Source organism: Streptomyces griseofuscus (genome assembly GCF_014673495.1).
GTDB classification, from domain to species: domain Bacteria; phylum Actinomycetota; class Actinomycetes; order Streptomycetales; family Streptomycetaceae; genus Streptomyces; species Streptomyces murinus.
The window spans coordinates 2,752,160-2,776,491 of record NZ_CP051006.1 but is presented as its reverse complement, the minus strand read 5'-3'; the positions used below and the strand labels follow the sequence as shown (position 1 = coordinate 2,776,491).

General features: G+C 70.8%; 27 protein-coding genes. 25 read left to right on the top strand and 2 right to left on the bottom strand.

All coding sequences use genetic code 11. From position 1 onward, the window contains the following. Positions 1 to 3: 3 nt before the first annotated feature. On the bottom strand, positions 4 to 843 hold the full coding sequence (locus tag HEP81_RS12070; protein WP_051850098.1) for an LLM class oxidoreductase: 840 nt from the start codon (positions 841 to 843) through the stop codon (positions 4 to 6). Positions 844 to 1,368: 525 nt separating this feature from the next. On the opposite strand from HEP81_RS12070, the gene HEP81_RS12065 reads away from it, so the two are divergent. From HEP81_RS12065 to HEP81_RS11985, 17 genes are all read left to right on the top strand, one after another. Further along, the gene (locus HEP81_RS12065) at positions 1,369 to 1,965 is read left to right on the top strand and encodes a hypothetical protein (protein ID WP_037654570.1); all 597 of its coding nucleotides are present in this window, start codon (positions 1,369 to 1,371) and stop codon (positions 1,963 to 1,965) included. 267 nt (positions 1,966 to 2,232) lie between these two features. Then, positions 2,233 to 2,652 carry a 30S ribosomal protein S16 gene (gene rpsP / locus HEP81_RS12060; protein ID WP_037654569.1) on the top strand — a complete coding sequence of 140 codons (420 nt, stop codon included), beginning with the start codon at positions 2,233 to 2,235 and terminating at the stop codon, positions 2,650 to 2,652. A gap of 5 nt (positions 2,653 to 2,657) precedes the next feature. Next, complete coding sequence (locus HEP81_RS12055) at positions 2,658 to 2,897, top strand: RNA-binding protein (protein ID WP_037654567.1); 240 nt, start codon at positions 2,658 to 2,660, stop codon at positions 2,895 to 2,897. Between the two features lie 120 nt (positions 2,898 to 3,017). Continuing rightward, a complete protein-coding gene (gene rimM, locus HEP81_RS12050) occupies positions 3,018 to 3,629 on the top strand; it encodes a ribosome maturation factor RimM (RefSeq protein ID WP_037654565.1) in 612 nt (203 codons plus the stop codon). After that, complete coding sequence (trmD, locus tag HEP81_RS12045; protein WP_037654564.1) at positions 3,629 to 4,462, top strand: tRNA (guanosine(37)-N1)-methyltransferase TrmD; 834 nt, start codon at positions 3,629 to 3,631, stop codon at positions 4,460 to 4,462. The genes rimM and trmD overlap by 1 nt, the downstream gene beginning before the upstream one ends. Positions 4,463 to 4,597: 135 nt before the next feature. After that, a complete protein-coding gene (rplS, locus tag HEP81_RS12040) occupies positions 4,598 to 4,948 on the top strand; it encodes a 50S ribosomal protein L19 (RefSeq protein ID WP_037654561.1) in 351 nt (116 codons plus the stop codon). A gap of 45 nt (positions 4,949 to 4,993) precedes the next feature. Then, positions 4,994 to 5,692: a signal peptidase I gene (gene lepB / locus HEP81_RS12035; RefSeq protein WP_037654559.1), complete on the top strand. Its 699-nt coding sequence runs from the start codon at positions 4,994 to 4,996 to the stop codon at positions 5,690 to 5,692. Then, positions 5,685 to 6,776, top strand: a complete 1,092-nt coding sequence (gene lepB, locus HEP81_RS12030) for a signal peptidase I (RefSeq protein WP_037654557.1) — start codon at positions 5,685 to 5,687, stop codon at positions 6,774 to 6,776. The genes lepB (HEP81_RS12035) and lepB (HEP81_RS12030) overlap by 8 nt, the downstream gene beginning before the upstream one ends. After that, positions 6,664 to 7,674, top strand: coding sequence for a signal peptidase I (lepB, locus tag HEP81_RS12025; RefSeq protein ID WP_078967305.1), 1,011 nt, complete (start codon positions 6,664 to 6,666; stop codon positions 7,672 to 7,674). Before lepB (HEP81_RS12030) ends, lepB (HEP81_RS12025) begins: the two co-directional genes overlap by 113 nt. Positions 7,675 to 7,785: 111 nt before the next feature. Then, positions 7,786 to 8,568 (top strand): signal peptidase I, encoded by a 783-nt coding sequence (gene lepB / locus HEP81_RS12020; protein WP_037654556.1) that lies wholly within the window; start codon positions 7,786 to 7,788, stop codon positions 8,566 to 8,568. Continuing rightward, a complete protein-coding gene (locus tag HEP81_RS12015; RefSeq protein ID WP_037654554.1) occupies positions 8,558 to 9,076 on the top strand; it encodes an NUDIX hydrolase in 519 nt (172 codons plus the stop codon). Before lepB (HEP81_RS12020) ends, HEP81_RS12015 begins: the two co-directional genes overlap by 11 nt. A gap of 56 nt (positions 9,077 to 9,132) precedes the next feature. Further along, positions 9,133 to 9,441: a DUF2469 domain-containing protein gene (locus HEP81_RS12010; RefSeq protein WP_003965949.1), complete on the top strand. Its 309-nt coding sequence runs from the start codon at positions 9,133 to 9,135 to the stop codon at positions 9,439 to 9,441. Between the two features lie 126 nt (positions 9,442 to 9,567). After that, entirely contained in the window at positions 9,568 to 9,930 is a 363-nt protein-coding gene (locus HEP81_RS12005; RefSeq protein WP_037654553.1) for a YraN family protein, read from the top strand. Beyond that, on the top strand, positions 9,931 to 11,556 hold the full coding sequence (locus HEP81_RS12000) for a YifB family Mg chelatase-like AAA ATPase (RefSeq protein WP_037654550.1): 1,626 nt from the start codon (positions 9,931 to 9,933) through the stop codon (positions 11,554 to 11,556). 440 nt (positions 11,557 to 11,996) lie between these two features. Beyond that, positions 11,997 to 13,163: a DNA-processing protein DprA gene (gene dprA, locus HEP81_RS11995; protein ID WP_190275985.1), complete on the top strand. Its 1,167-nt coding sequence runs from the start codon at positions 11,997 to 11,999 to the stop codon at positions 13,161 to 13,163. 326 nt (positions 13,164 to 13,489) lie between these two features. Beyond that, positions 13,490 to 14,332, top strand: a complete 843-nt coding sequence (whiG, locus tag HEP81_RS11990; protein ID WP_037654549.1) for an RNA polymerase sigma factor WhiG — start codon at positions 13,490 to 13,492, stop codon at positions 14,330 to 14,332. 65 nt (positions 14,333 to 14,397) lie between these two features. Next, positions 14,398 to 14,952: a TetR/AcrR family transcriptional regulator gene (locus HEP81_RS11985; RefSeq protein WP_037654548.1), complete on the top strand. Its 555-nt coding sequence runs from the start codon at positions 14,398 to 14,400 to the stop codon at positions 14,950 to 14,952. 12 nt (positions 14,953 to 14,964) lie between these two features. On the opposite strand, the gene HEP81_RS11980 is transcribed toward HEP81_RS11985, so the two are convergent. Next, positions 14,965 to 15,606, bottom strand: a complete 642-nt coding sequence (locus HEP81_RS11980; protein WP_243279397.1) for a M23 family metallopeptidase — start codon at positions 15,604 to 15,606, stop codon at positions 14,965 to 14,967. A gap of 271 nt (positions 15,607 to 15,877) precedes the next feature. Between HEP81_RS11980 and rpsB the strand changes: the two genes are divergently transcribed. From rpsB to HEP81_RS11940, 8 genes are all read left to right on the top strand, one after another. After that, positions 15,878 to 16,786, top strand: coding sequence for a 30S ribosomal protein S2 (gene rpsB, locus HEP81_RS11975; RefSeq protein WP_037654545.1), 909 nt, complete (start codon positions 15,878 to 15,880; stop codon positions 16,784 to 16,786). Between the two features lie 158 nt (positions 16,787 to 16,944). Then, complete coding sequence (gene tsf / locus HEP81_RS11970) at positions 16,945 to 17,781, top strand: translation elongation factor Ts (protein ID WP_037654544.1); 837 nt, start codon at positions 16,945 to 16,947, stop codon at positions 17,779 to 17,781. Positions 17,782 to 17,985: 204 nt separating this feature from the next. Further along, a complete protein-coding gene (gene pyrH, locus HEP81_RS11965) occupies positions 17,986 to 18,744 on the top strand; it encodes a UMP kinase (RefSeq protein WP_037654543.1) in 759 nt (252 codons plus the stop codon). A 183-nt stretch (positions 18,745 to 18,927) separates the two neighbouring features. Beyond that, the gene (gene frr, locus HEP81_RS11960) at positions 18,928 to 19,485 is read left to right on the top strand and encodes a ribosome recycling factor (protein WP_037654542.1); all 558 of its coding nucleotides are present in this window, start codon (positions 18,928 to 18,930) and stop codon (positions 19,483 to 19,485) included. Beyond that, entirely contained in the window at positions 19,485 to 20,798 is a 1,314-nt protein-coding gene (locus HEP81_RS11955) for a phosphatidate cytidylyltransferase (protein WP_078967304.1), read from the top strand. Before frr ends, HEP81_RS11955 begins: the two co-directional genes overlap by 1 nt. Positions 20,799 to 20,999: 201 nt before the next feature. After that, complete coding sequence (locus tag HEP81_RS11950; RefSeq protein ID WP_037654541.1) at positions 21,000 to 21,776, top strand: VOC family protein; 777 nt, start codon at positions 21,000 to 21,002, stop codon at positions 21,774 to 21,776. Positions 21,777 to 21,913: 137 nt separating this feature from the next. Continuing rightward, positions 21,914 to 23,020, top strand: a complete 1,107-nt coding sequence (gene rlmN, locus HEP81_RS11945; protein ID WP_037654540.1) for a dual-specificity RNA methyltransferase RlmN — start codon at positions 21,914 to 21,916, stop codon at positions 23,018 to 23,020. Positions 23,021 to 23,248: 228 nt separating this feature from the next. Beyond that, positions 23,249 to 24,319 carry a thiamine ABC transporter substrate-binding protein gene (locus tag HEP81_RS11940; protein WP_037654539.1) on the top strand — a complete coding sequence of 357 codons (1,071 nt, stop codon included), beginning with the start codon at positions 23,249 to 23,251 and terminating at the stop codon, positions 24,317 to 24,319. Positions 24,320 to 24,332 lie beyond the last annotated feature (13 nt).

Sequence of the window (24,332 nt, the reverse complement as noted above, 5' to 3'; positions counted from 1 at the left end):
GTCTCACGGGACGCGGGCGATCAGATAGCGGAAGACATTGGGCATCCAGACGGTGCCGTCGGCGCGGCGGTACGGGTGCAGGGCCTCCGTCAGCTCCTTGTCGACCTGCTCGGCGTCGGTCGCCGCGATCGCCGCGTCGAAGAGGCCGGTGGACAGCAGTCCGCGCACCGCGCTGTCCGGGTCCGCGTAGCCGAACGGGCAGGAGACCCGCCCGGAGCCGTCCGGGCGCAGCCCCGCTCGCTGGGCGGCCTCCTCCAGATCGTCCCGCCGGGCCGGGCGCCAGCCGCCGCCGCTGCGCAAAGGATCAGCCAGTTTCGCCGCGACGCGCAGCACGCTGGAGGTGGTGCAACGTTCCTGCGGACCCCAGCCGGCGAGCACCACGGCGGTGCCGGGCACGGCGCGCGGGAGCGCCTCGGTGAGCAGGGCGGCGAGCGCCCGGGGGTCGCCCGAGGGGCTCCGGATCGGGTCGAGTGCGGTGATCAGGTCGTACGACTCGAAGGCCCCGGCGTCTGCCGGTGAGCCGTGCAGGAGTTCCGCGCGCGGGGCGCCGCCGTTCGGTGGCAGCAGCCGTTCGCGGGCGAGGGCCAGGAGGCCGGGGGAGGGGTCGGCGCCGGTGACGGCGGCGCCGCGGGCGGCCGCGAGGAGGAGGGCGAGGCCGGCCCCGCAGCGCAGGCCGAGCAGGCGGGTGCCTGGGCCCACGTCGAGCCGTTCGTACACGGCCTCATGGAGCGGGACGAGCATGCGTTCCTGGATCTCGGCCCAGTCCCGCGCACGTGCCGCCGCGTCCTCGTGAGCCATGGGGGCCATGTGCGGCGGATGCCGCCGTACGAGCGAAGCTGTCATGGATAAGCGCTCCCATCCGCCGACGGTTCGCCGCTGTGTCCGGTCGTGTGTGGCCCCCGTGCCGCTCTCGCGGACGTTCCACGTATGCCAGGTAACTCCCGCCTCGCGGCTCCGTCCAGGGGTCGAGGGGGCCCGCTTGGACGGAGTGCGCCGGTGTGGCGAGAATTCACATCCCGGCAATCAGGCTGCCCTTACGGTGATCACGCCGGAGGACGGGCCGGTGCCGGGGGGTGCGGTCGCGCACGGTAACGTCGCGACCGTCACGGGCGCTGCCCGAGGTGGAACTCGGCATCCAGAGCGGCCGAATCGCCCCTTGCGCATCCTCGGGCCATCGTCGTGACAAGGCGTACTGGGCGGATCGTAGTGCCGCCTACGCACCGGCTTGTTACGAGCTGTGAGGCTTCCTCCACACATCGGCGCACGCGCCCTCGTCAGGACGCATCAGTGCCAACTGACGGGTACGTGCAAATTATTTGGGATGCCCCGGAATAGGAACACAGCGTGCCCTCCGCTCGTTGTCATTACGTGAGCACGACACAGACACCACCTGTTCTCGCCGCAGAGCTGGCACAGGCGTGGGCCGACATTCAGCGGTACCACCCCGATCTGCCGGATCTTGCCGCGCCAGAGTCCTTGATCGGAGAGTCGTCGTCCGCGTGCGGACACGAGCTCTCCTTCGAACGGCTGCTCCATGAGGCAGTCCACGGCATCGCCGCCGCGCGCGGGGTTCGCGACACCTCCCGCGCCGGTCGCTACCACAACCGACGGTTCCTCTCGATCGCCGAGGAATTGGGCCTGGACCACCCCGAGGAGCCGCATCCCAGCAGCGGCTTCTCCCTGGTCACGCTCAACCCCGAGGCGAAGCGGCGCTACCGCCCGACCATCGAGCGTCTCCAGCGCGCCCTCAAGGCGCACTCGGCGGCCACGACGGAGGACACCTCCCGCACCTTCCGGGGGCCCGCCGCCCGCCACGGCTCCTCCGGCGGCGGCGTCCGCGTCAAGGCCGTCTGTGACTGCGGTCGCAACGTCCGCGTGGTCCCCTCCGTCCTCGCCCAGGCGCCCATCGTCTGCGGCGGCTGCGGCAAACCCTTCCGCATCCCGGAGATGTCAGGCGCCGCCTGACCCTCGCCCCGGCATCTCGTGGGTGCCGGATCCCACACCACGACCACACCCCGCGCCCGTCGGCACCCCAGGCCGGCGGGCGCGGCCGGGTATCCGCCCCCGGCCGAGAGCGGTCCGCCGGGTATGGCAGAATGGATGGCTGTACTCGACAGCCGCATAGGACCCCTCTCTCCTCCGGCTGACGCGTCCGTCGGGCACACGGGTACCGCAACCCCACGCGGCAACGCGCCGTGCCCCACCACGTCAAAACCAGGAGAATCCACTCCCGTGGCAGTCAAGATCAAGCTGAAGCGTCTGGGCAAGATCCGTTCGCCTCACTACCGCATCGTCGTCGCCGACTCCCGTACCCGCCGTGACGGCCGGGCCATCGAGGAGATCGGCAAGTACCACCCGACCTACAACCCGTCGGTCATCGAGGTGGACGCCGACCGCGTGGCGTACTGGCTCGGCGTCGGCGCCCAGCCGACCGAGCCCGTTCTCGCCATCCTGAAGAAGACCGGCGACTGGCAGAAGTTCAAGGGTGAGCCGGCCCCCGCGCCGCTGCTCGTCGCTGCGCCGAAGCCGGCCCGTCCGTCGTTCGAGGCCCTCGGTGGCGACGACGACGCCAAGGGTGAGGCCATCACCCAGAAGAAGAAGGCTGAGAAGAAGGACGAGGCCGCGGCTGAGTCCGAGTCGACCGAGGCCTGAGCAGCATGCTCGAAGAGGCGCTTGAGCACCTCGTGAAGGGCATCGTCGACAACCCTGACGATGTGCAGGTCGCCTCGCGCGACCTGCGCCGCGGGCGCGTGCTGGAGGTCCGGGTGCATCCCGAGGACCTCGGCAAGGTGATCGGCCGCAATGGTCGTACCGCGCGCGCTCTGCGTACCGTCGTGGGCGCCATCGGCGGTCGCGGTGTCCGCGTCGACCTGGTCGACGTGGACAACGTCCGCTGACGCTTCATCGCAACCGGCTCGGGCCGGGGAGGGCCACTCGGCCGTCCCCGGCCCGTAGTCGTATCGGCCCGTAGTCGTATCAGCAGGACACGCGCAGCAGATGACAGGAGAATTGGACAGGTGCAGCTGGTAGTCGCACGGATCGGCCGTGCCCATGGCATCAAGGGCGAGGTCACCGTCGAGGTACGTACCGACGAGCCGGAGCTGAGGCTGGCCCCCGGCGCCGTACTCGCCACGGATCCCGCCGCCACGGGGCCGCTGACCATCGAGACGGGCCGCGTCCACAGCGGCCGTCTGCTCCTGCGCTTCGCGGGCGTCACCGATCGGACCGGCGCCGAGGCCCTGCGCAACACCCTCCTGATCGCCGATGTGGACCCGGAGGAGATGCCGGAGGGCGAGGACGAGTACTACGACCATCAGCTGATGGACCTGGACGTGGTCACCGAGGACGGGGTGGAGGTCGGCCGGATCACCGAGATCTCGCACCTGCCCTCGCAGGACCTGTTCATCGTGGAGCGCCCGGACGGCACCGAGGTCATGATCCCCTTCGTGGAGGAGATCGTCGCCGAGATCGACCTGGAGGAGCAGCGGGCCGTCATCACGCCCCCGCCCGGCCTGATCGACGACCGCGCCGAGATCGCCTCCAGCCGCGAGGCGGGCGAAGCGGAGCCGGCGCAAGACGAGTCGAAGCGGGACAAGTCGAAGGAAGCCGAGCCGGGGGAAGACGCGTGATGCGCCTGGACGTCGTCACCATCTTCCCCGAGTACCTGGATCCCCTGAACGTCTCGCTCGTCGGTAAGGCCCGGCACCGCGGACAGCTCGCCGTCCACGTCCATGACCTGCGTGAATGGACGTACGACCGGCACAACACGGTCGACGACACGCCCTACGGCGGCGGCCCGGGCATGGTCATGAAGACCGAGCCCTGGGGCGACGCCCTGGACACCGTCCTGGCCGACGGCTACGAGAGCGGCGCCCACGCCCCCGCGCTGATCGTCCCCACGCCCAGCGGCCGGCCCTTCACCCAGGAACTCGCGGTGGAGCTCTCCGAGCGGCCCTGGCTGATCTTCACCCCGGCCCGCTACGAGGGCATCGACCGGCGGGTCTTCGACGAGTACGCCACCCGGGTGCCCGTCTACGAGGTCTCCATCGGCGATTACGTCCTGGCGGGCGGCGAGGCCGCCGTCCTGGTCGTCACGGAGGCCGTCGCCCGGCTGCTGCCCGGTGTCCTCGGCAACGCCGAGTCCCACCGCGACGACTCCTTCGCGCCCGGCGCCATGGCAAACCTCCTCGAAGGCCCCGTCTACACCAAGCCGCCCGCCTGGCGCGGCCGGGAGATCCCGGACGTGCTGCTCAGTGGCCACCACGGCAGGATCGCCCGCTGGCGCCGCGACGAGGCCCTGCGCCGTACGACCCGCAACCGGCCCGATCTGATCGAGCACTGCGACCCGAAGGCCTTCGACAAGAAGGACCGCGAGATGCTGTCCATCCTGGGCTGGGAACCGGACCCGGACGGTCACTCGTACGGCCGATTTTGGCGCCGGGCCCCCGGCATGGAAGAATAGGCCGCTGCTGTGCGCTCGTCCGGTGTGCGCCCCTGCCACAGGGGGACAAGACGCCCGACCCGACCCGCGCGGCAGCTCCCTGTACATCTTCACTCCCGTTGATGACCTGTGGCATCAGCGAAGAAAGCAGACGAAATGTCTCACCTGCTCGACACCGTCGACGCCGCGTCGCTGCGCAGCGACCTCCCGTCCTTCCGCCCGGGTGACACCGTCAACGTCCACGTGCGCGTCATCGAGGGCAACCGCTCCCGTGTGCAGCAGTTCAAGGGCGTTGTGATCCGTCGCCAGGGCTCCGGTGTCCGCGAGACCTTCACGGTCCGCAAGGTCTCGTTCTCCGTCGGCGTCGAGCGCACCTTCCCGGTGCACACCCCGATCGTCGAGAAGATCGAGCTGGTCACCCGTGGTGACGTGCGCCGCGCCAAGCTGTACTACCTCCGTGAGCTGCGCGGCAAGGCCGCGAAGATCAAGGAGAAGCGCGAGAGCTGAGCGCCTCCCCGGAGTCATAGCGGGGCCGGATAACATCTCGCCCCGATGGACACCGAAGCACAGCCGACGAAGCGCGACCGCACCTCTCGCCCGGATTCCCCGGGTCCGGAGGAGCGGTCGCGTTTCGCGTTGCTGACGCGGCTCACCGAATGGCTGCCGGGCGGCCGCGTCACCCTCACCCTGTTCGCCTGTCTGGTGTTCCTGCTCCTGCTGAGCACCTTCGTCGTGCAGCCCTTCCAGATCCCGAGCGGATCCATGGAGGAGGGCCTGCGGATCGGCGACCGCGTCCTCGTGAACAAGCTGACCTACCGCTTCGGCGCCGGGCCCGCCCGCGGAGACGTGATTGTGTTCGACGGAAGCGGGTATTTCGGGGACGGCGACTACATCAAACGGGTCGTCGGGGTGGGCGGGGACCATGTGGTCTGCTGCGACAAGCGGGGGAGGATCGAGGTGAACGGCCGCGCGGTCGACGAGTCGTCGTTCCTCTACCCCGGGGACAGCGCCTCCAGCGTGCCGTTCGACGTGGTGGTGCCGCCGGGCACCCTCTTCGTCCTCGGTGACCACCGCAGCGACTCCAGCGACTCCCGGGACCACCTCGGCTCGCCGGGCGGCGGCATGGTCCCGGTCGGCCGCGTCATCGGCCGGGCCGACTGGATCGTCTGGCCGTACCCCCACTGGACCCATCTGACCCGGCCGCGCGCCTATGCGCGCGTGCCCGCCACGACGGGCGGCGCCCATGGGTAACCGCGGCAGGCCGCGCGCGGGCTCCGGCCCGGCCGGTCGCGAGTCGTCCGGCGCCGGTCCCCGGCGCAGCTCCGCGCCCGGTGGCGGCCGTACCCGCGCGGAACGGCGGAAGCTCCAGCGCAAGGTCAAGCGCAAGCGCAGACGTTCAGCCGTTCGGGAGATCCCCCTTCTGGTGGGTGTCGCCGTGCTGATCGCGCTGGTCCTGAAGACCTTCCTCGTCCAGGCGTTCGTGATCCCGTCCGGCTCCATGGAGCAGACGATCCGCATCGGCGACCGCGTCCTGGTCGACAAGCTGACGCCGTGGTTCGGCGCCGAGCCGAAGCGCGGCGACGTCGTCGTCTTCCATGACCCCGGCGGCTGGCTGGCGGGCGAACAGGCCGCCCAGAAGCCCGACCCGGCCGTGGTCAAGCAGCTCAAGCAGGGCCTCAGCTTCATCGGGCTGCTGCCGTCCGACAACGAGAAGGACCTGATCAAGCGGGTCATCGGAGTCGGCGGCGACCACGTCAAGTGCTGCGACGCGCAAGGGCGGATCACCGTCAACGGCGTGCCGCTGTCCGAGAAGGACTACCTCTATCCGGGCAACGACCCGTCCGACATGCGCTTCGACATCACCGTCCCCAAGGGCCGGCTGTGGGTGATGGGCGATCACCGGGCCGACTCCGCGGACTCCCGCTACCACCGGGACTCCACGTACGGCGGAACGGTGTCGGTGAAATCGGTGGTCGGGCGGGCCATGTGGATCGGCTGGCCGGTCGGCCACTGGACGCGCCTGGAGGAACCTAAAACCTTTGCAAGCGTTGCCCGTGCCGGGACGCGGACGGCTGCGGCCCCGCCCCTGTCGCATAGGGTTGACCATGAGAATCCGAACGGAATGACCCGGCTCCCGACCCCTGCGGAACTCCCGCTCGTTATGGGAGTGGTGGGCCTGCGCCGTCTGTGGCGCGGGCGGCGGCACGGAGTAAGGAGTTGGCGTGGGGGATGTGGCGGTTGGCGCACGGTCGGGACACGACGGCGAGGAGCACCGCGGAAACCCCGCGGAGGCAGACGACTCAGGTTCGGACGGCGCCATGACCACCGGGAATGACGCGACGGGCGACGACGGCGCCCCGCGCGAGGGACAGGGCTTCAGCAGCGGCGGCACCGGCGATGCCGCGCCGCCGCCCAGGAAGCCGCGCTCCTTCTGGAAGGAGCTGCCGATCCTGATCGTGATCGCGCTGGTCCTCGCGCTGCTGATCAAGACCTTCCTGGTCCAGGCGTTCTCGATCCCCTCCGCCTCGATGGAGAACACCCTCCAGATCGGCGACCGCGTCCTGGTCGACAAGCTGACCCCGTGGTTCGGCTCCGAGCCCGAGCGCGGCGAGGTCGTCGTCTTCCACGACCCGGACGACTGGCTGGCGGGCGAGCCCGCGCCGAACCCGAACGCGGTGCAGAAGGTCCTCAGCTGGGTCGGGCTGATGCCCTCCGCCAATGAGAAGGACCTGATCAAGCGTGTGATCGGGGTCGGCGGCGACACCGTCGAGTGCAAGGGCACGGGCCCCCTGCTGGTCAACGGCAAGGCGTTGAACGAATCGTCGTACGTCTACCCCGGCAACACCCCGTGCAGCCAGGACGACCAGGGCGGCCAGTTCAAGGTGAAGGTCCCCAAGGGCTTCATCTGGGTGATGGGCGACCACCGGCAGAACTCCCGGGACTCGCGCTACAACCAGACCGACAAGAACCACGGCTTCGTCCCCGTCGACAAGGTCGTCGGCCGCGCCATCGTCAAGGCCTGGCCCATCAGCCACTGGGGCACCCTGCCCGTCCCGGACACCTTCGACCAGCCCGGCCTGGGCGACCAGCAGTCCTCCTCCGCCGCCTCCCTGACGGTCGCCCCCGAGGGCGTCGCCGTCGCGGCCGTCGCCCCCGTCGTGGTGTGGCGGCGCCGGCGCACGGACCGGCTGCGCTCGGACGCCGTGCAGAAGTCGGTCAGCGGACAGCGCTGAGCCCCCTGCCCCCGCTTTCCCGGGCCGCGTGTGAAGCTCCGGGAAAGCTGTGCCCCGGGTCGTGAAAGAGGGGCTGACCTCGCTCGGTACCGACAGGTAGGGTGCGGGTCCATGGGTGGTGAGAGTACGACGCGTACGGCCCCGCGCAGCGGCGGCACCGGCACGGCGGCGAGCGGGGGCCGGCTCGGGCAGCGGCTGTCCGGGGTGGCCGTGGCCCTGGGCCTGGTGCTGTTCCTCGGCGGCTTCGGCTGGGCGGCGCTGAGCTATCGGCCCTACACCGTGCCCACCAGCTCCATGACCCCCACCATCGACGCCGGCAACCGTGTGCTCGCCCAGCGTGTGGACGGCGGCAAGGTGCGCCGCGGCGATGTGGTGGTCTTCCGCGACAACAGCTGGGTCACCGGCTCCGATGTCGTCAAGCGCGTGGTCGCGGTCGGCGGCGACACCGTCTCCTGCTGCACGGACGGCAAGCTGACCGTCAACGGCAAGCAGATCGAGGAACCGTATCTGCCCAAGGGCACCCTGGCCGAGAACCAGAACTTCGCCACCGTGACCGTCCCCAAGGGCCGGCTCTTCCTGCTCGGCGACGAACGCCAGGGCTCCCTGGACTCCACCGCCCACCTCACCGACGCCGCCAAGGGCACCGTCGCCCGCACCGCGGTGATCGCCCGGGTGGACGCCGTCGTCTTCCCGTGGAAGGGCGGGCTGAAGCGCCCCACCGGATTCGAGGCGCTGGGCGCCCTCTCGCAGCCGGGACCGCTGGCCACCATCGAGCTGCTGATCGTCGTCGGCGCCGTCCTGGTCCTCGGCGGTGGCGCCTACGGCCCGATCGCCAAGCGGGCCGGCCGCTCCCGGGCCCGTGCCGCCCGCGCGGAGGCGGCCGGTGTCCGCTGAACCCGAGTGCGAACAGCCGTACGAGGGTGGCCTGCGCAAGGTGGCCCGCGTGGTGCTGCTCGACCCCGAGGACCGCATCCTCCTGCTGCACGGGCATGAGCCCGACAACCCCGCCGACGACTGGTGGTTCACCCCCGGCGGCGGCGTGGAGGGCGCCGAGACCCGCGAGGAGGCCGCGCTGCGGGAACTCGCCGAGGAGACCGGCATCACCGAGGTCGACCTCGGCCCGGTGCTGTGGCGGCGCCGCTGCTCCTTCCCGTTCGCGGGCCGCCGCTGGGACCAGGACGAGTGGTACTACCTGGCCCGTACGACCAGGACCGCGGTGGCGGCGACGGGCCTCACGGAGCTGGAACGGCGCAGCGTCGCCGGAGCGCGCTGGTGGACGTGTCGGGAACTGACCCGGGCACATGAGACGGTGTATCCGACCAGACTCGCCGAGCTGCTGCGCACCCTGCTCGACGAGGGTCCCCCGGCCGGCCCCGTGACCCTCGACACGGAAATCGTCTGAGGGCCGGTGGAACTGGCGCACAATGGGTGGATCGCACGGCTGAAGGGGAACATGCCATGAGCGCCGAGGACCTCGAGAAGTACGAGACCGAGATGGAGCTGAAGCTCTACCGGGAGTACCGAGATGTCGTCGGTCTGTTCAAATATGTGATCGAGACGGAACGGCGCTTCTACCTCACCAACGACTACGAGATGCAGGTGCACTCCGTCCAGGGCGAGGTGTTCTTCGAGGTGTCGATGGCCGATGCCTGGGTCTGGGACATGTACCGGCCCGCTCGTTTCGTCAAGCAGGTCCGGGTGCTCACGTTCAAGGACGTGAACATCGAGGAGCTGAACAAGAGCGATCTGGAGCTGCCGGGCGGCTGATGACCTGCGGGTTCTGCCTGCTTGCTCCCTTCGGGTGACGGGGTTTTCCACAACCACTCGGTAGCCCACCAAGATCCACATTTCCGGGTGGGACGCGTGACGGTTGGCGCCGGAGGTGGTGCCGACATGAACGCACGAGAAGCGATCGGCAGGTACGGAGAGGACCTGGCCGCCCGGCGGCTGGCCGAGGGCGGGATGACGATCCTGGCGCGCAACTGGCGCGCCGGGCGCAGCGGCGAGATCGACATCGTGGCCAGGGACGGCGAGGTCCTGGTCGTCTGCGAGGTCAAGACCCGCGCGGGCGGCCGCTACGAACATCCCATGGCCGCGGTGACCCCCGAGAAGGCCGTCCGGCTGCGCGACCTCGCCGAACACTGGATCCACGCCCACGGCGGCGCCCCACCGGGCGGCGTCCGCATCGACCTGGTCGGCGTCCTCGTCCCCGGCCGCGGCGCACCCCAGGTCGAGCATGCCCGGGGGGTGGCCTGAATGGCATTCGCCCGCACCTGTTCCGTCGCCCTCGTCGGCGTCGAGGGCGTGGTCGTCGAGGTCCAGGCCGACCTCGAACCCGGCGTCGCCGCCTTCACCCTGGTCGGCCTCCCGGACAAGAGCCTGACGGAGAGCAGGGACAGGGTGCGTGCGGCGATGGTGAATTCCGGCGCCGAATGGCCCCAGAAGAAGCTCACGGTCGGGCTCAGCCCCGCCTCGGTGCCGAAGGCCGGCTCCGGGTTCGACCTCGCCGTGGCCTGCGCGGTGCTCGGGGCCGCCGAACGCATCGACCCCCGGGTCCTCGCCGACATCGTCATGATCGGCGAGCTGGGCCTGGACGGCCGGGTGCGCCCGGTGCGCGGCATCCTGCCCGCCGTGCTGGCCGCCGCCGAAGTCGGCTACGAGCAGGTGGTCGTGCCCGAGTGCGCCGCCGCGGAGGCCGCACTGGTCCCCGGTGTCTCGGTGCTCGGCGTCCGCAGCCTGCGCCAGCTCATCGCGGTGCTGGCCGAGGAACCCGTGCCCGAGGAGGAGCCCGACGAGCTGGGCCGCCCCGATCCGCTGCTGGCCGGGCTGCGGATGCCGGGCACCGGCGCCGCCACCGGCATGCACAGCCTCGGCGCCGCCCAGCACGACTCCGAGCACGACCTCGCGGACGTCGTCGGCCAGACCGCGGCCCGTACGGCCGTGGAAGTGGCCGCCGCCGGCGGACACCATCTGTTCCTCGAAGGGCCGCCCGGCGCGGGCAAGACGATGCTGGCCGAACGCCTGCCCGCCGTACTCCCGACGCTCACCAGGGAGGAGTCCCTGGAGGTCACGGCGGTGCACTCGGTGGCCGGGCTGCTGCCACCGGGTAAACCGCTCATCGACATCGCTCCCTACTGCGCCCCGCACCACTCCGCGACCATGCAGTCCCTCGTGGGCGGCGGCCCCGGCATCGCGCGACCGGGGGCGGTGTCCCTCGCCCATCGTGGAGTGCTGTTCCTGGACGAGGCGTCCGAGTTCCACAGCCAGACCCTGGACGCCCTGCGGCAGCCGCTGGAGTCCGGGCATGTCGTGATCGCGCGCAGCGCGGGCGTGGTCCGCTTTCCGGCGCGCTTCCTGATGGTGCTGGCGGCCAACCCCTGCCCCTGCGGCCGCTTCTCCCAGCGCGACGCCCTGTGCGAGTGTCCGCCCTCGGCGATCCGCCGCTATCAGGCCCGGCTCTCCGGACCCCTGCTTGACCGGGTGGACCTCCGTGTCGAGATCGATCCGGTCACCCGGGCCCAGCTCACCGCGCCGGGTGCCCGAGGGGAGTCCACGGCGACCGTCGCGGACCGGGTCCGCGCGGCCAGGGAACGTACGGCCGCACGTCTCACCGGAACACCCTGGCGCACCAACAGCGAGGTGCCCGGCAGGGAGCTGCGCAGTCGGTTCCAGGCCGTCAGCGGCGCGATGGACGAGGCCGAGCGCAATCTGGAGCGGGGCGTGCTCACCGCCCGCGGCATCGACCGGGTGCTGCGCGTCGCCTGGACGGTCGCCGACCTCGTCGGACACGACCGCCCGGACGCGACCGACGTCGCCCTCGCCCTCCAACTGCGCACCGGCGTCCCACGCGGGGTCCCGATGGCCATCGGCGCGCTGACATGAGCGGCGCCGCCCCCGAATCCGGCCGGTCGATCCACGGACCGGCCGAGGAGGGGCCGCCGGCTCCTCACCCTGGAAGTGACCGGAAGGAGGTCGGCCCTGGTACGGCCGAGGCGCGCGGCTCCGGGACGGGGGGTCGCAGTGAGACCGCTTTGCCGGGCCGCGGGCCTGCCAGGGCCGGTCGGCCGGGCCCTGATCCCACGGTGCGTCCGGACCGTGATTCCGTGGGGGCCGTGGGTCCGGGCCCCGACGCCGCTGTGACCGTGCGCCCGGACCGCGATCCCGTTGGGGCCGTGGGCCTGGACTCTGACCCCGTTGGGGCCGTGGGCCTGGACTCTGACCCCGCTGTGAGCGTGGGCCCGGGCCCTGACCCCGCCGTGACCGTGGACCCGAACCCCGATCCCACTGTGACCGTGGACCCGGGCCCCGCCCCTATTGTGACCGTGCGCCCGGCCCCCGACCCCACCGTGGACCAGGACACCCTCGGCCGGATCTTCCTCGGGCGGGTGATCGAGCCCGGGGATGAGGTCGGGGGGCGGTGGGTGAGGGAGTTCGGGGTGGAGGAGGTGGTGCGGCGGGTCAGGGACGGGCGTGAGGCGTTGCCGGGGGTCAGCAAGGCGCGGTGGGCCGGGCTTGTGGCGCGGGGGGCGCGGGCCGAGCCGGAGCGGGATCTCGCGCAGGCGCGGGCGGCGGGCGCCCGGTTCGTCCCGCCCGGTGACCCCGAGTGGCCGAGACAGCTGGACGACCTCGCGGACGCCCGCCCCCTCGGGCTCTGGGTCCGCGGCCGCCCCAGCCTGCGGATGTGGGCCCTGCGCTCCGTCGCCGTGGTCGGCGCCCGCGCCTGCACCGAGTACGGCACCCATGTCGCCGCCACCCTCGCCGCCGGCCTCGCGGAGCGCGGCTGGGTCGTCGTCTCCGGCGGCGCCTACGGCATCGACGCCGCCGCCCACCGCGGCGCCCTCGCGGCCGGCGGAGCCACCGTCGCCGTCCTGGCCGGTGGTGTCGACCGGCCCTACCCCCGCGGCCACACCACCCTGATCGAACGGATCGCGCAGCAGGGCCTGGTGATCGGCGAGCTGCCCCCGGGCGACCACCCGACCCCGAGCCGCTTCATCCTGCGCAACCGGGTCATCGCCGCCCTGACCAGGGGCACCGTCGTCGTGGAGGCCGCCTGCCGCAGCGGCTCGCTCGCCACCGCGCGGGCCGCGCAGCGCCTGGGCAGACACACCATGGGCGTGCCGGGCCCGGTCACCAGCGCGCTCTGCGCCGGGGTGCACGAACTGCTGCGCGGCGAGGCCACCCTCGTCACCGACGCCGCCGAGGTGGTCGAACTCGTCGGCGACATGGGTGATCTGGCGCCGCCCCGCAGAGGTCCGGTGCTGCCCCGCGACCTGCTGACCCCGGCCGCGAGGATCGTCCTCGCCGCGCTCCCCGGCGACCGCGCGTCCCCCGCCGGGGAGATCGCGGCGGCCGCCCGTACCACCCCGGACGAGGCGATCGCGAGACTGTACGAACTCCGAGCACTTGGATACGTCGAACGACACGGCGATGGCTGGAAGTTGACACGCCAGGCGGTGATCTCCGCCCGCGCGGGTCGCCCCCCATGCTGACCGAGCGTGTTCGGCCGTCCGGGGGAACACCCGACGCCCTTGGGGTTTCCCGGAGTTGGCGCCCATCGGCCATCACACAGAGCGAGCTGCGGAAGGTGATGCCGAAGGGGCCTCCGGGACCCGCGCGGGGGTGGCGCCTCGTCGTTCGCACACCGCGACTCCCCAGTCACGCTACGCTCACGAAGACGTCTCCACAGACCACCCAACTCGACATCAGACCGACACCTCACCCACGCGGCCCCCTTTCGACCCGTGACCCTCCCCGCACCGCACTCACGGTCACGGCACTTGACGGCACTTCACGGCAGAACGGCACAAGGCGACGAATGCCCCAGCACACCTCCGGGTCCGACCGGGCGGCGATCCCCCCAGCCGCCCGCGACGGTGGCAGCGTGCGGCCGCCCGCTCCCTCGACGCTCGACGAGTTGTGGCGGTCGTACAAGGCGACGGGGGACGAACGGCTGCGGGAGCAGCTGATCCTGCACTACTCGCCGCTCGTGAAATACGTGGCGGGCCGGGTGAGCGTCGGGCTGCCGCCCAATGTGGAGCAGGCCGACTTCGTCTCCTCCGGGGTGTTCGGGCTGATCGACGCGATCGAGAAGTTCGACATCGACCGGGAGATCAAGTTCGAGACGTACGCGATCACCCGGATCCGCGGCGCCATGATCGACGAGCTGCGGGCGCTGGACTGGATCCCGCGCTCGGTGCGGCAGAAGGCGCGCAATGTCGAGCGCGCCTACGCCACCCTTGAGGCCCGGCTGCGGCGCACCCCGAGCGAGAGCGAGGTGGCCGCGGAGCTGGGCATGGAGGTGGAGGAACTGCACGCCGTCTTCAGCCAGTTGTCGCTCGCCAACGTGGTCGCCCTGGAGGAGCTGCTGCATGTCGGCGGCGAGGGCGGGGACCGGCTCAGCCTCATGGACACGCTGGAGGACACCGCCGCGGACAACCCCGTGGAGGTGGCCGAGGACCGGGAGCTGCGCAGATTCCTCGCGCGGGCCATCAACACGCTGCCCGACCGGGAGAAGACCGTCGTCACGCTCTACTACTACGAGGGCCTCACGCTCGCCGAGATCGGCAATGTCCTCGGGGTCACCGAGAGCCGGGTCAGCCAGATCCACACCAAGTCGGTGCTCCAGCTGAGGGCCAAACTGGCGAGCTTCGGACGCTGAGCGGACGCCGCCTCGCGCGGGCGCGTCCTAAAGTGGTCGACGTGCCAAGGATTCGAGCGGCCTCCGTGGCCGAGCACCGGTCGATGCAGCGAGCCGCCCTGCTGGACGCGGCTCGTTCCCTGTTGTCCGAGGGCGGGACGGAGGCGCTGACCTTCCCCGCGCTGGCCGAGCGCACGGGGCTCGCGCGCTCCTCGGTGTACGAGTACTTCCGCTCCCGGGCGGCCGTGGTCGAAGAGCTGTGCGAGGTCGACTTCCCGTTGTGGGCGGCGGAGGTCGCCGCGGCCATGGAGCTCGCGGACTCGCCCGAGGGGAAGGTCGAGGCGTACGTCCGCCGGCAGCTGGCCCTCGTCGGGGACCGGCGGCACCGGGCGGTGGTGGCGATCTCCGCGAGCGAGCTGGACGCCGGAGCCCGGGAGAAGATCAGGGCTGCGCACGGCGAGCTGGTCGCGATGATCGTCGAGGCGCTGGGGGAGCTGGGGCAGGCGCAGCCGCGGTTGGCGGCGATGCTGCTCCAGGGCGTCGTGGACGCGGCGGTGCGGCGGATCGAGATCGGCGCGGAGGACCCGGCGGCGGCGACGGAGGCCGCGGTCAGGATGGCGCTTCGGGGCGTACAGGGCTGAGCGGCCGCGGGGTCAGCCGGTGAGCACCGGCAGCAGTCTCGACGGCCCCCGCCCCAGCAGCCACGGCGGCAGCAGGGACAAGGGGTTCAGATAGGTCCCGTCCCGCAGCAGACCCCAGTGGACACAGGCCGACGCCCCGCAGTGCCCGCCCGTCTCCGCCACCACCCCGACCACGTCACCCGCCCCCACCTCCGCCCCCTCCGCCACCGAGGGGCGCACCGGCTCGTACGTCGTCCGCAGCCCCGTCCCCGCCAGCTCCACCGTCACCACCCCGCGCCCGGCCACCCGGCCCGCGAAGGCCACCCGGCCCGCCGCCACCGCCCGTACCGGGCTGCCGGGCGCGGCCGCCAGGTCCACCCCCCGGTGCCCGGGGCCGTACGGCGTCGCCGGCGGCTCCCAGCCGCGCAGCACCGACGGCCGTACCCCCACCGGCCAGACCCTGCCGATCGCCGGCACCCCGACATCAGCCCCGGCCCCAGCCCCAGCCCCGGCCGACTCCGAAGCCACCCCCGCAACGGGAGCCGGAGCCGAGGGCCCCGACCGCGAAGGCCCCGTCCGTGAGGGCCCCGCCCAAGCCCGGCTGCCGTACACGATCAGCGTCAAGGCCGTCACCAGGACCGCCCACCCCACCCCGCACCACACATGCCGTCTCATGCCCCCACCGTCCCGCACCCCACCGCCCCGGCCTCATCACCTGTGGGCTACTCCCCGGTTGTGGACAGCTGCGTCACCCGCTGGCCCGGCGGTCCCGTACACTTCTTCTGGCGATCCGGGTCACCGGGTCGACTTCGCACGCCCCGGTACGGCATCCGGAAACGGTTCGTACCAAGCGCCTCTCGGTCCTTCGCGGCACGGCGCACACGGGCGTCAGGCGCGACCGCCGTCCGGCGGACGCGGCACAACCGAGAAACTCAAGGAGATGGCCATGGCCGTCGTCACGATGCGGGAGCTGCTGGAGAGCGGCGTCCACTTCGGTCACCAGACCCGTCGCTGGAACCCGAAGATGAAGCGCTTCATCTTCACCGAGCGCAACGGCATCTACATCATCGACCTGCTCCAGTCGCTGTCGTACATCGACCGCGCCTACGAGTTCGTCAAGGAGACCGTCGCCCACGGCGGCACGGTCATGTTCGTCGGCACGAAGAAGCAGGCGCAGGAGGCCATCGCCGAGCAGGCCACCCGCGTCGGCATGCCTTTCGTCAACCAGCGCTGGCTGGGCGGCATGCTCACCAACTTCTCGACCGTCTACAAGCGCCTCCAGCGCCTCAAGGAGCTTGAGCAGATCGACTTCGAGGACGTCGCGGCCTCCGGTCTGACCAAGAAGGAGCTGCTGGTCCTCTCCCGCGAGAAGGCCAAGCTGGAGAAGACCCTCGGCGGTATCCGCGAGATGCAGAAGGTGCCCAGCGCCGTCTGGATCGTGGACACCAAGAAGGAGCACATCGCCGTTGGTGAGGCCCGGAAGCTGAACATCCCGGTCGTCGCGATCCTCGACACCAACTGCGACCCCGACGAGGTCGACTACAAGATCCCGGGCAACGACGACGCGATCCGCTCCGTCACCCTGCTCACCCGCGTGATCGCCGACGCCGTCGCCGAGGGCCTCATCTCCCGCTCTCGCGTCGCCACCGGTGACAAGGGCGAGAAGGCCGCCTCCGAGCCGCTCGCCGAGTGGGAGCGCGACCTGCTCGAGGGTGAGAAGAAGGACGAGGCTCCGGCTGCCGAGGCGCCCGCCGCCGAGGCCACCGAGGCTCCGGCCGCTGAGGCCCCCGCCGAGGCTCCCGCCGCCGAGGCCGCTCCGGCCGAGGAGAAGGCCGCCGAGGGCGAGCAGGCCTGATCCGCCGCGTCAGCGTTTGACAGCGGGGGCGGCGACATCAACTCCGCCCCCGCTGTTCATCCATAGGTCGGTACGACGTATGCGCTCTGCGACTACATGTGGATCGCAAACCGTGCGGATCTGAAGATCTCCCAGACTTCGAGAAAGATCACTGACTCATGGCGAACTACACCGCCGCCGACGTCAAGAAGCTCCGTGAGCTCACGGGCGCCGGCATGATGGACTGCAAGAAGGCGCTCGACGAGGCCGAGGGCAACGTCGACAAGGCCGTCGAGGCGCTGCGCATCAAGGGCCAGAAGGGCGTCGCCAAGCGCGAGGGCCGCTCCGCCGAGAACGGCGCCGTGGTCTCCATCATCGCCGACGACAACTCCTCCGGCGTCCTGGTCGAGCTGAAGTGCGAGACGGACTTCGTCGCCAAGGGTGACAAGTTCCAGGCCGTGGCCAAGACCATCGCCGAGCATGTCGCCAAGACCTCCCCGGCCGACATCGAGGCCCTGCTCGCCTCCGAGATCGAGGCCGGCAAGACCGTCCAGGCGTTCGTGGACGAGGCCAACGCCAACCTCGGTGAGAAGATCGTCCTGGACCGCTTCGCGCAGTTCTCCGACGGCTACGTCACCGCCTACATGCACCGCACCATGCCCGACCTGCCCCCGCAGATCGGTGTCCTGGTCGAGCTGGACAAGCCGAACGCCGACGTCGCCAAGGGCATCGCCCAGCACATCGCCGCGTTCGCGCCGAAGTACCTGGCCAAGGAGGACGTCCCGGCCGAGGTCGTCGAGTCCGAGCGTCGCATCGCCGAGGAGACGACCCGCGCCGAGGGCAAGCCCGAGGCCGCGATCGCCAAGATCGTCGAGGGTCGCGTCAACGGCTTCTTCAAGGACGCCACCCTGCTTGGCCAGCCGTACGCGCTGGACAACAAGAAGTCCGTTCAGAAGGTGCTGGACGAGGCCGGTGTCACCCTGAAGCGCTTCACGCGCATCAAGGTCGGCATCTGAGTCCGTACCGCGATCGACGCGCGACCCGCGGAGAAATCCCGATAGGGTCGACAGCAGTCGTCCGCGACCACCGCCACACCCGGGTGTGGGGCGGACGGCAGCAGATCTGACGAGGAGGCCATTGCCGCGTATGGGAGCGAATAGCGACCCCACCGGCAATGGCCTTCTTCGTATGTGCAACACGTGAAAGAGGCGGGATCTCCCATGACCGACAAGGCCCAGAAGAGCGACGACGGCAAAGTACGCGGCCGGTTTCTGCTGAAGCTGTCCGGAGAGGCGTTCTCCGGAGGCGGCGGCCTGGGTGTCGACCCGGACGTGGTGCACAAGATCGCTCGCGAGATCGCGGCCGTCGTACGGGACGGCGCGCAGGTCGCGGTCGTCATCGGCGGCGGCAACTTCTTCCGCGGCGCCGAACTCCAGCAGCGCGGCATGGACCGCGCCCGCTCCGACTACATGGGCATGCTCGGCACCGTGATGAACTGCCTCGCCCTCCAGGACTTCCTGGAGAAGGAGGGCATCGACAGCCGGGTGCAGACCGCCATCACCATGGGCCAGGTCGCCGAGCCGTACATCCCGCTGCGCGCCGTGCGCCACCTGGAGAAGGGCCGTGTGGTCATCTTCGGCGCCGGTATGGGCATGCCCTACTTCTCCACCGACACCACCGCCGCCCAGCGCGCCCTGGAGATCGACGCCGAGGCGCTGCTCATGGGCAAGAACGGTGTGGACGGGGTCTACGACTCCGACCCCAAGACCAACCCCGACGCCGTCAAGTTCGACGCCCTCGGCTACGGCGAGGTCATCACCCGGGACCTGAAGGTCGCCGACGCCACCGCGATCACGCTGTGCCGCGACAACAAGCTCCCGATCCTCGTCTTCGAGCTTCTCGCGGAGGGCAATATCGCCCGTGCCGTCAAGGGTGAGAAGATCGGCACGCTGGTGGGTGACCACGGCAGCCGGCACTGACCGGCACGCCCCCGTCGCCCGGGTACGACACCTGTCCGAGGGACGGACGGGACGCGCCTCGGCCGGGGGATGGACAATGTCCTGCCGGTCGGGAACCGTGCAGGAAGAAGACGCGACGCAGCCGGCCGCCGAACCGCTGAGGAACCGCAGCCGGGCCTTACTCAAGACACGCAGGAGCAAGTGGTGATCGAAGAGACCCTCCTCGAAGCCGAGGAGAAGATGGAGAAGGCCGTCGTGGTCGCCAAGGAGGACTTCGCCGCGATCCGCACCGGCCGTGCGCACCCGGCGATGTTCAACAAGATCGTGGCCGACTACTACGGTGCCCTGACGCCGATCAACCAGCTGGCCTCGTTCTCCGTACCGGAGCCGCGGATGGCGGTCGTCACGCCGTTCGACAAGAGCGCGCTGCGCAACATCGAGCAGGCGATCCGCGACTCCGACCTGGGCGTCAACCCCAGCAATGACGGCAACATCATCCGGGTGGTGTTCCCCGAGCTGACCGAGGAGCGCCGTCGCGACTACATCAAGGTCGCCAAGGGCAAGGCCGAGGACTCCAAGGTCTCCATCCGTTCCGTGCGCCGCAAGGCCAAGGACGCCATCGACAAGATGATCAAGGATGGCGAGACCGGTGAGGACGAGGGCCGCCGTGCGGAGAAGGAGCTGGACGACCTGACGTCGAAGTACGTTGCTCAGGTGGACGAGCTCCTCAAGCACAAGGAAGCGGAGCTGCTCGAAGTCTGATGAGCGACTCTTCCTGGGGGGCGCCGCCACCGGCGGGGCGGACCGGCTACTGGGGGCCCACCGAGGGTGGGCCCGTCCAGGGCGGGGACGCCCCGGCGGGTCCCGCGTACGATGCGCCCGCGGCGCAGCAGACGCGCCCCATGCCCATCGTGCCCGACGTACCCGCGTATGGCGGAGACCAGGACGACGCCCGGGGGGCTGCTCGGCTGAGCGGCCCCTTGTTCCGGGACGAGCCCCAGCCGCAGTACGGGACACCGCCGCAGTACGGCACCGAGCCCCCCTACGGGGAGCGGCCGTCGTACGAGCCGCAGTCGCAGCGGCATCCGCAGCAGCAGCCGTTCGAGCAGCGGCCGCAGTACGGGCAGCAGCAGCCCTACGGGTCGCAGCCGCAGCCCCTGTACGGGACGCCCCAGCCGACCCCGGCTCCGACCCCGAGCCCGATCCAGAATCCGGTACCCATGCCCGACGCTCCGCAGCAGACGCCGGCGCCGCAGAAGAAGAGCGCGGGCCGCGACCTCGGCGCGGCCATAGGCGTCGGCGTGGGTCTCGGCGTGGTGATCATCGCGTCGCTGTTCATCGTCAAGGCCGTGTTCGTCGGTGTGATCGCGGTCGCCGTCGTCGTCGGCCTGTGGGAGCTGACCAGCAGGCTCCAGGAGCGCAAGGAGATCAAGGCGCCGCTCGTGCCGCTCGCGGTCGGCGGTGCGGCGATGGTGGTCGCCGGCTATGTGCGCGGTGCCGAGGGCGCCTGGGTCGCCATGGCCCTCACCGCGCTCGCGGTGCTGGTCTGGCGGATGACGGAACCACCGGAGGGCTACCTCAAGGACGTCACGGCCGGTGTCTTCGCGGCGTTCTACGTGCCCTTCCTGGCCACCTTCGTCGCCCTGATGCTCACCGCGGGCGACGGTCCCTGGCGGGTGCTGACCTTCCTGCTGCTCACCGTGGTCAGCGACACCGGCGCCTATGCCGTCGGCTGGCGCTTCGGCAAGCACAAGCTCGCCCCCCGGATCAGCCCCGGCAAGACCCGCGAGGGCCTGTTCGGCGCGGTGTCGTTCTCGATGGTCGTGGGCGCGCTGTGCATGCAGTTCCTGATCGACGGCGGCCACTGGTGGCAGGGCCTGCTGCTGGGCCTCGCGGTCGCGGCCAGCGCCACTCTGGGCGACCTCGGCGAGTCCATGATCAAGCGCGATCTGGGGATCAAGGACATGGGCACCCTGCTCCCGGGGCACGGCGGCATCATGGACCGGCTGGACTCCCTGCTGCCCACGGCGCCGGTGGTCTGGCTGCTGCTGGTGCTCTTCGTCGGTTCCACCTGACGAAACCCGCCGCCTCGCGCCTTCACGCCGTACGGGCCCCGTCCTGATCCCAGGACGGGGCCCGTCGTCGTACGGCCGTCCGCTCATCCGGCCGTCTAGGTCTCCTCCCTGACGCGCGGGCGCTCACGTTTGGCCACACGATGGTGACAAAGAGCGGCCCGTGGCGTGGCCCCTGGTAGCCCCTGGTAGGGAGAGCGAGAGATGCCCGAAGTCACCACCCCGTACGCGACCGGCACCCCGTGCTGGGTCGACCTGATGGCATCGGACCAGCAGGCCGCGCTGGACTTCTACCGCGATCTGCTCGGCTGGCAGGGTCAGCCGGGACCGGCCGAGTTCGGCGGCTACACGGTCTGCGAGCTGCACGGCAAGGCCGTGGCGGGCCTCGGTCCCAAGCCCCAGGACATGCCGGAGCCGCCGCCCACCGTCTGGACCAGCTATCTGGCGTCCACCGACGCCCAGGCCACCCAGGACGCGATCGTCTCGGCGGGCGGCACCCTGCTCGTCCCGGTGATGGACGTCGGCAGCCTCGGCCGCATGCTGATCGCCGCCGACCCGCAGGGCGCCGTCTTCGGCGTCTGGCAGCCCGGCGAGTTCTCCGGCGCCCAGGTGGTCAACGAGGCCGGCGCGCTGACCTGGAACGAGCTGCACACCAGCGATGTGCCCGGCGCCACCGCCTTCTACGGCGAGGCGTTCGGCATCGAGATCGAGCCCATGGAGGGCGCGGACTCCTACTGGGCGCTGCTGGTCGGCGGCCGCGCGGTCGGCGGCGTCACCCGGCTCGCCAACGACCCGCCCGGCACCCCGCCCCACTGGCTGACCTACTTCGCGGTCGACGACGTCGACTCCACCGTGGACGCACTGGTCAAACGCAACGGCACGGTCCTCGCCCCGCCCTTCGACATGATGGCCGGCCGCATGACCGTGGTCGCCGACCCCCAGGGCGCCCCCTTCGCGCTGATCAAACCGAAGCCGATGTAGGGGGCCGGGAACAAGGCCGGCGGCGGACCGAGAACCCCGCGCTGTGAACGGCGTCACGACCTGGGCCGTACCGCCGTCCGGCCCGGGCGAACGCATGCCGCGGGTCACCCCAATGGATCTGCGACACTGGTACCACCATGCCCAAGCCCGGAGAACTCACCTTTGTCGCGCCGCGCGGAGCCAAGAAGCCGCCGCGGCATCTCGCCGATCTCTCGCCCGCCGAGCGCAAGGAAGCGGTGGCCGGGATCGGTGAGAAGCCGTTCCGTGCCAAGCAGCTGTCGCAGCACTACTTCGCGCGGTACGCGCACGACCCGGAGCAGTGGACCGACATCCCGGCCGGCTCCCGGGAGAAGCTGCGCGAGGCGCTGTTCCCGGAGCTGATGACGGTCGTCCGGCATCTGGCGACCGACGAGGGCACCACCCGCAAGACGCTGTGGCGGCTGTTCGACGGCACCCTCGTGGAGTCCGTGCTGATGCGGTACCCGGACCGGGTCACCATGTGCATCAGCTCGCAGGCGGGCTGCGGGATGAACTGCCCGTTCTGCGCGACCGGGCAGGCCGGCCTGGACCGCAATCTGTCCACCGCGGAGATCGTCCACCAGATCGTGGACGGCATGCGGGCGCTGCGCGACGGCGAGGTGCCGGGCGGCCCGGCGCGGCTGTCGAACATCGTGTTCATGGGCATGGGCGAGCCGCTCGCCAACTACAAGCGGGTCGTCGGCGCCATCCGCGCGCTCACCGACCCGGCGCCGGACGGCCTCGGTCTGTCCCAGCGCGGTATCACCGTCTCCACCGTCGGACTGGTGCCGGCCATCCACCGGTTCTCCGACGAGGGCTTCAAGTGCCGTCTGGCGATCTCGCTGCACGCCCCGGACGACGAGCTGCGCGACACCCTCGTCCCCGTGAACACGCGGTGGAAGGTGCGCGAGGTGCTGGACGCCGGGTTCGAGTACGCCGAGAAGAGCGGCCGCCGGCTGTCGATCGAGTACGCCCTCATCCGCGACATCAACGACCAGGCGTGGCGCGGCGACCGGCTCGGCCGGCTGCTGCGCGGCAGGCCCGTGCACGTCAACCTCATTCCGCTGAACCCGACTCCGGGCTCCAAGTGGACGGCCTCGCGGCCCGAGGACGAGAAGGCGTTCGTGGAGGCGATCGCCGCGCACGGTGTGCCGGTGACGATCCGGGACACCCGTGGGCAGGAGATCGACGGAGCCTGTGGTCAGCTCGCCGCCACCGAGCGGTAGTCTGGGCGCGTTCCATCACCTCTTCATCATTCAAATAGTCGAGACATCTCCATATTCCGACAGGGGAGCGCCACAGCGCTGAGAGTGCGGCACCAGGCCGCAGACCCTCTGAACCTCGCCCAGGTCATTCTGGGTAGGAAGTTCGGTCACCGCTCAAGCTGTTGAGCCCTGTCCGGATCCTCCGGACAGGGCCGCGTTCTTCCTGGCCAACCCCAGGAGGACAACCAAGTGCACAACAAGACCTTCGTGGTCGCGGCGGTCGGGCTCGGCCTGGTCGCGCTGTCCGCGTGCGGCTCGAGTCAGGGCCAGGACAAGACGGACGGCAAGACCGTCACGCTCGTCAGCCATGACTCATGGGCCGTCTCCAAGAGCGTGCTCGCGGACTTCGAGAAGCGCTCCGGGTACAAGGTCCGCGTCCTCAAGGACGGCGACGCCGGACAGGCCGTCAACAAGGCCATCCTGACCAGGGACAACCCCCAGGGCGACGTCCTCTTCGGCGTCGACAACACCCTGCTCTCGCGCGCCCTCGACAACGGGCTGTTCCAGCCGTACGCCGCCAAGGGCCTGGACAAGGTCGGCGCCCGGTACCAGGTCGACGGCAAGCACCGCGTCACGCCCGTCGACTACGGCGACATCTGCGTCAACTACGACAAGGCGTACTTCAGCGAGCACCACCTCGCCCCGCCGCAGTCCTACGCCGACCTCACCAAGCCCCAGTACAAGAACCTCCTGGTCACCGAGAACGCGGCCACCGCCTCGCCGGGCCTCGGCTTCCTGCTGGGCAGCGCCGCGCGGTTCGGGGACAACGGCTGGCCGGACTACTGGAAGAAGCTCAAGGCCAACGGCGTCAAGGTCGTCGACGGCTGGGAGCAGGCCTACTACCAGGAGTTCTCCGGCTCCTCGGAGGGCAAGAAGGCCGGCGGCGACCGGCCGCTCGTCGTGTCGTACGCCTCCTCCCCGCCCGCCGAGGTGATCTACGCCAAGAAGCGCCCCGCCACCGCCCCCACCGGCGTGGCGACCGGCACCTGCTTCCGGCAGATCGAGTTCGCCGGGCTGCTGAGCAACGCCAAGAACCCCAAGGGCGCCAAGGCGTTCCTCGACTTCCTGGTCTCCAGGGAGTTCCAGGAGGACATGCCGCTGAACATGTACGTCTACCCGGTCGTGGCCGGTGCCGAGGTGCCCGCCGACTTCACCAAGTACGGCCCGCCGGCCCGTCACCCCGAGACGATGGCCCCCGAGAAGATCGCCGCCGACCGTGATCAGTGGGTCAAGACGTGGACGTCACTCGTACTGAAGTGACCGCCCGCGCGCG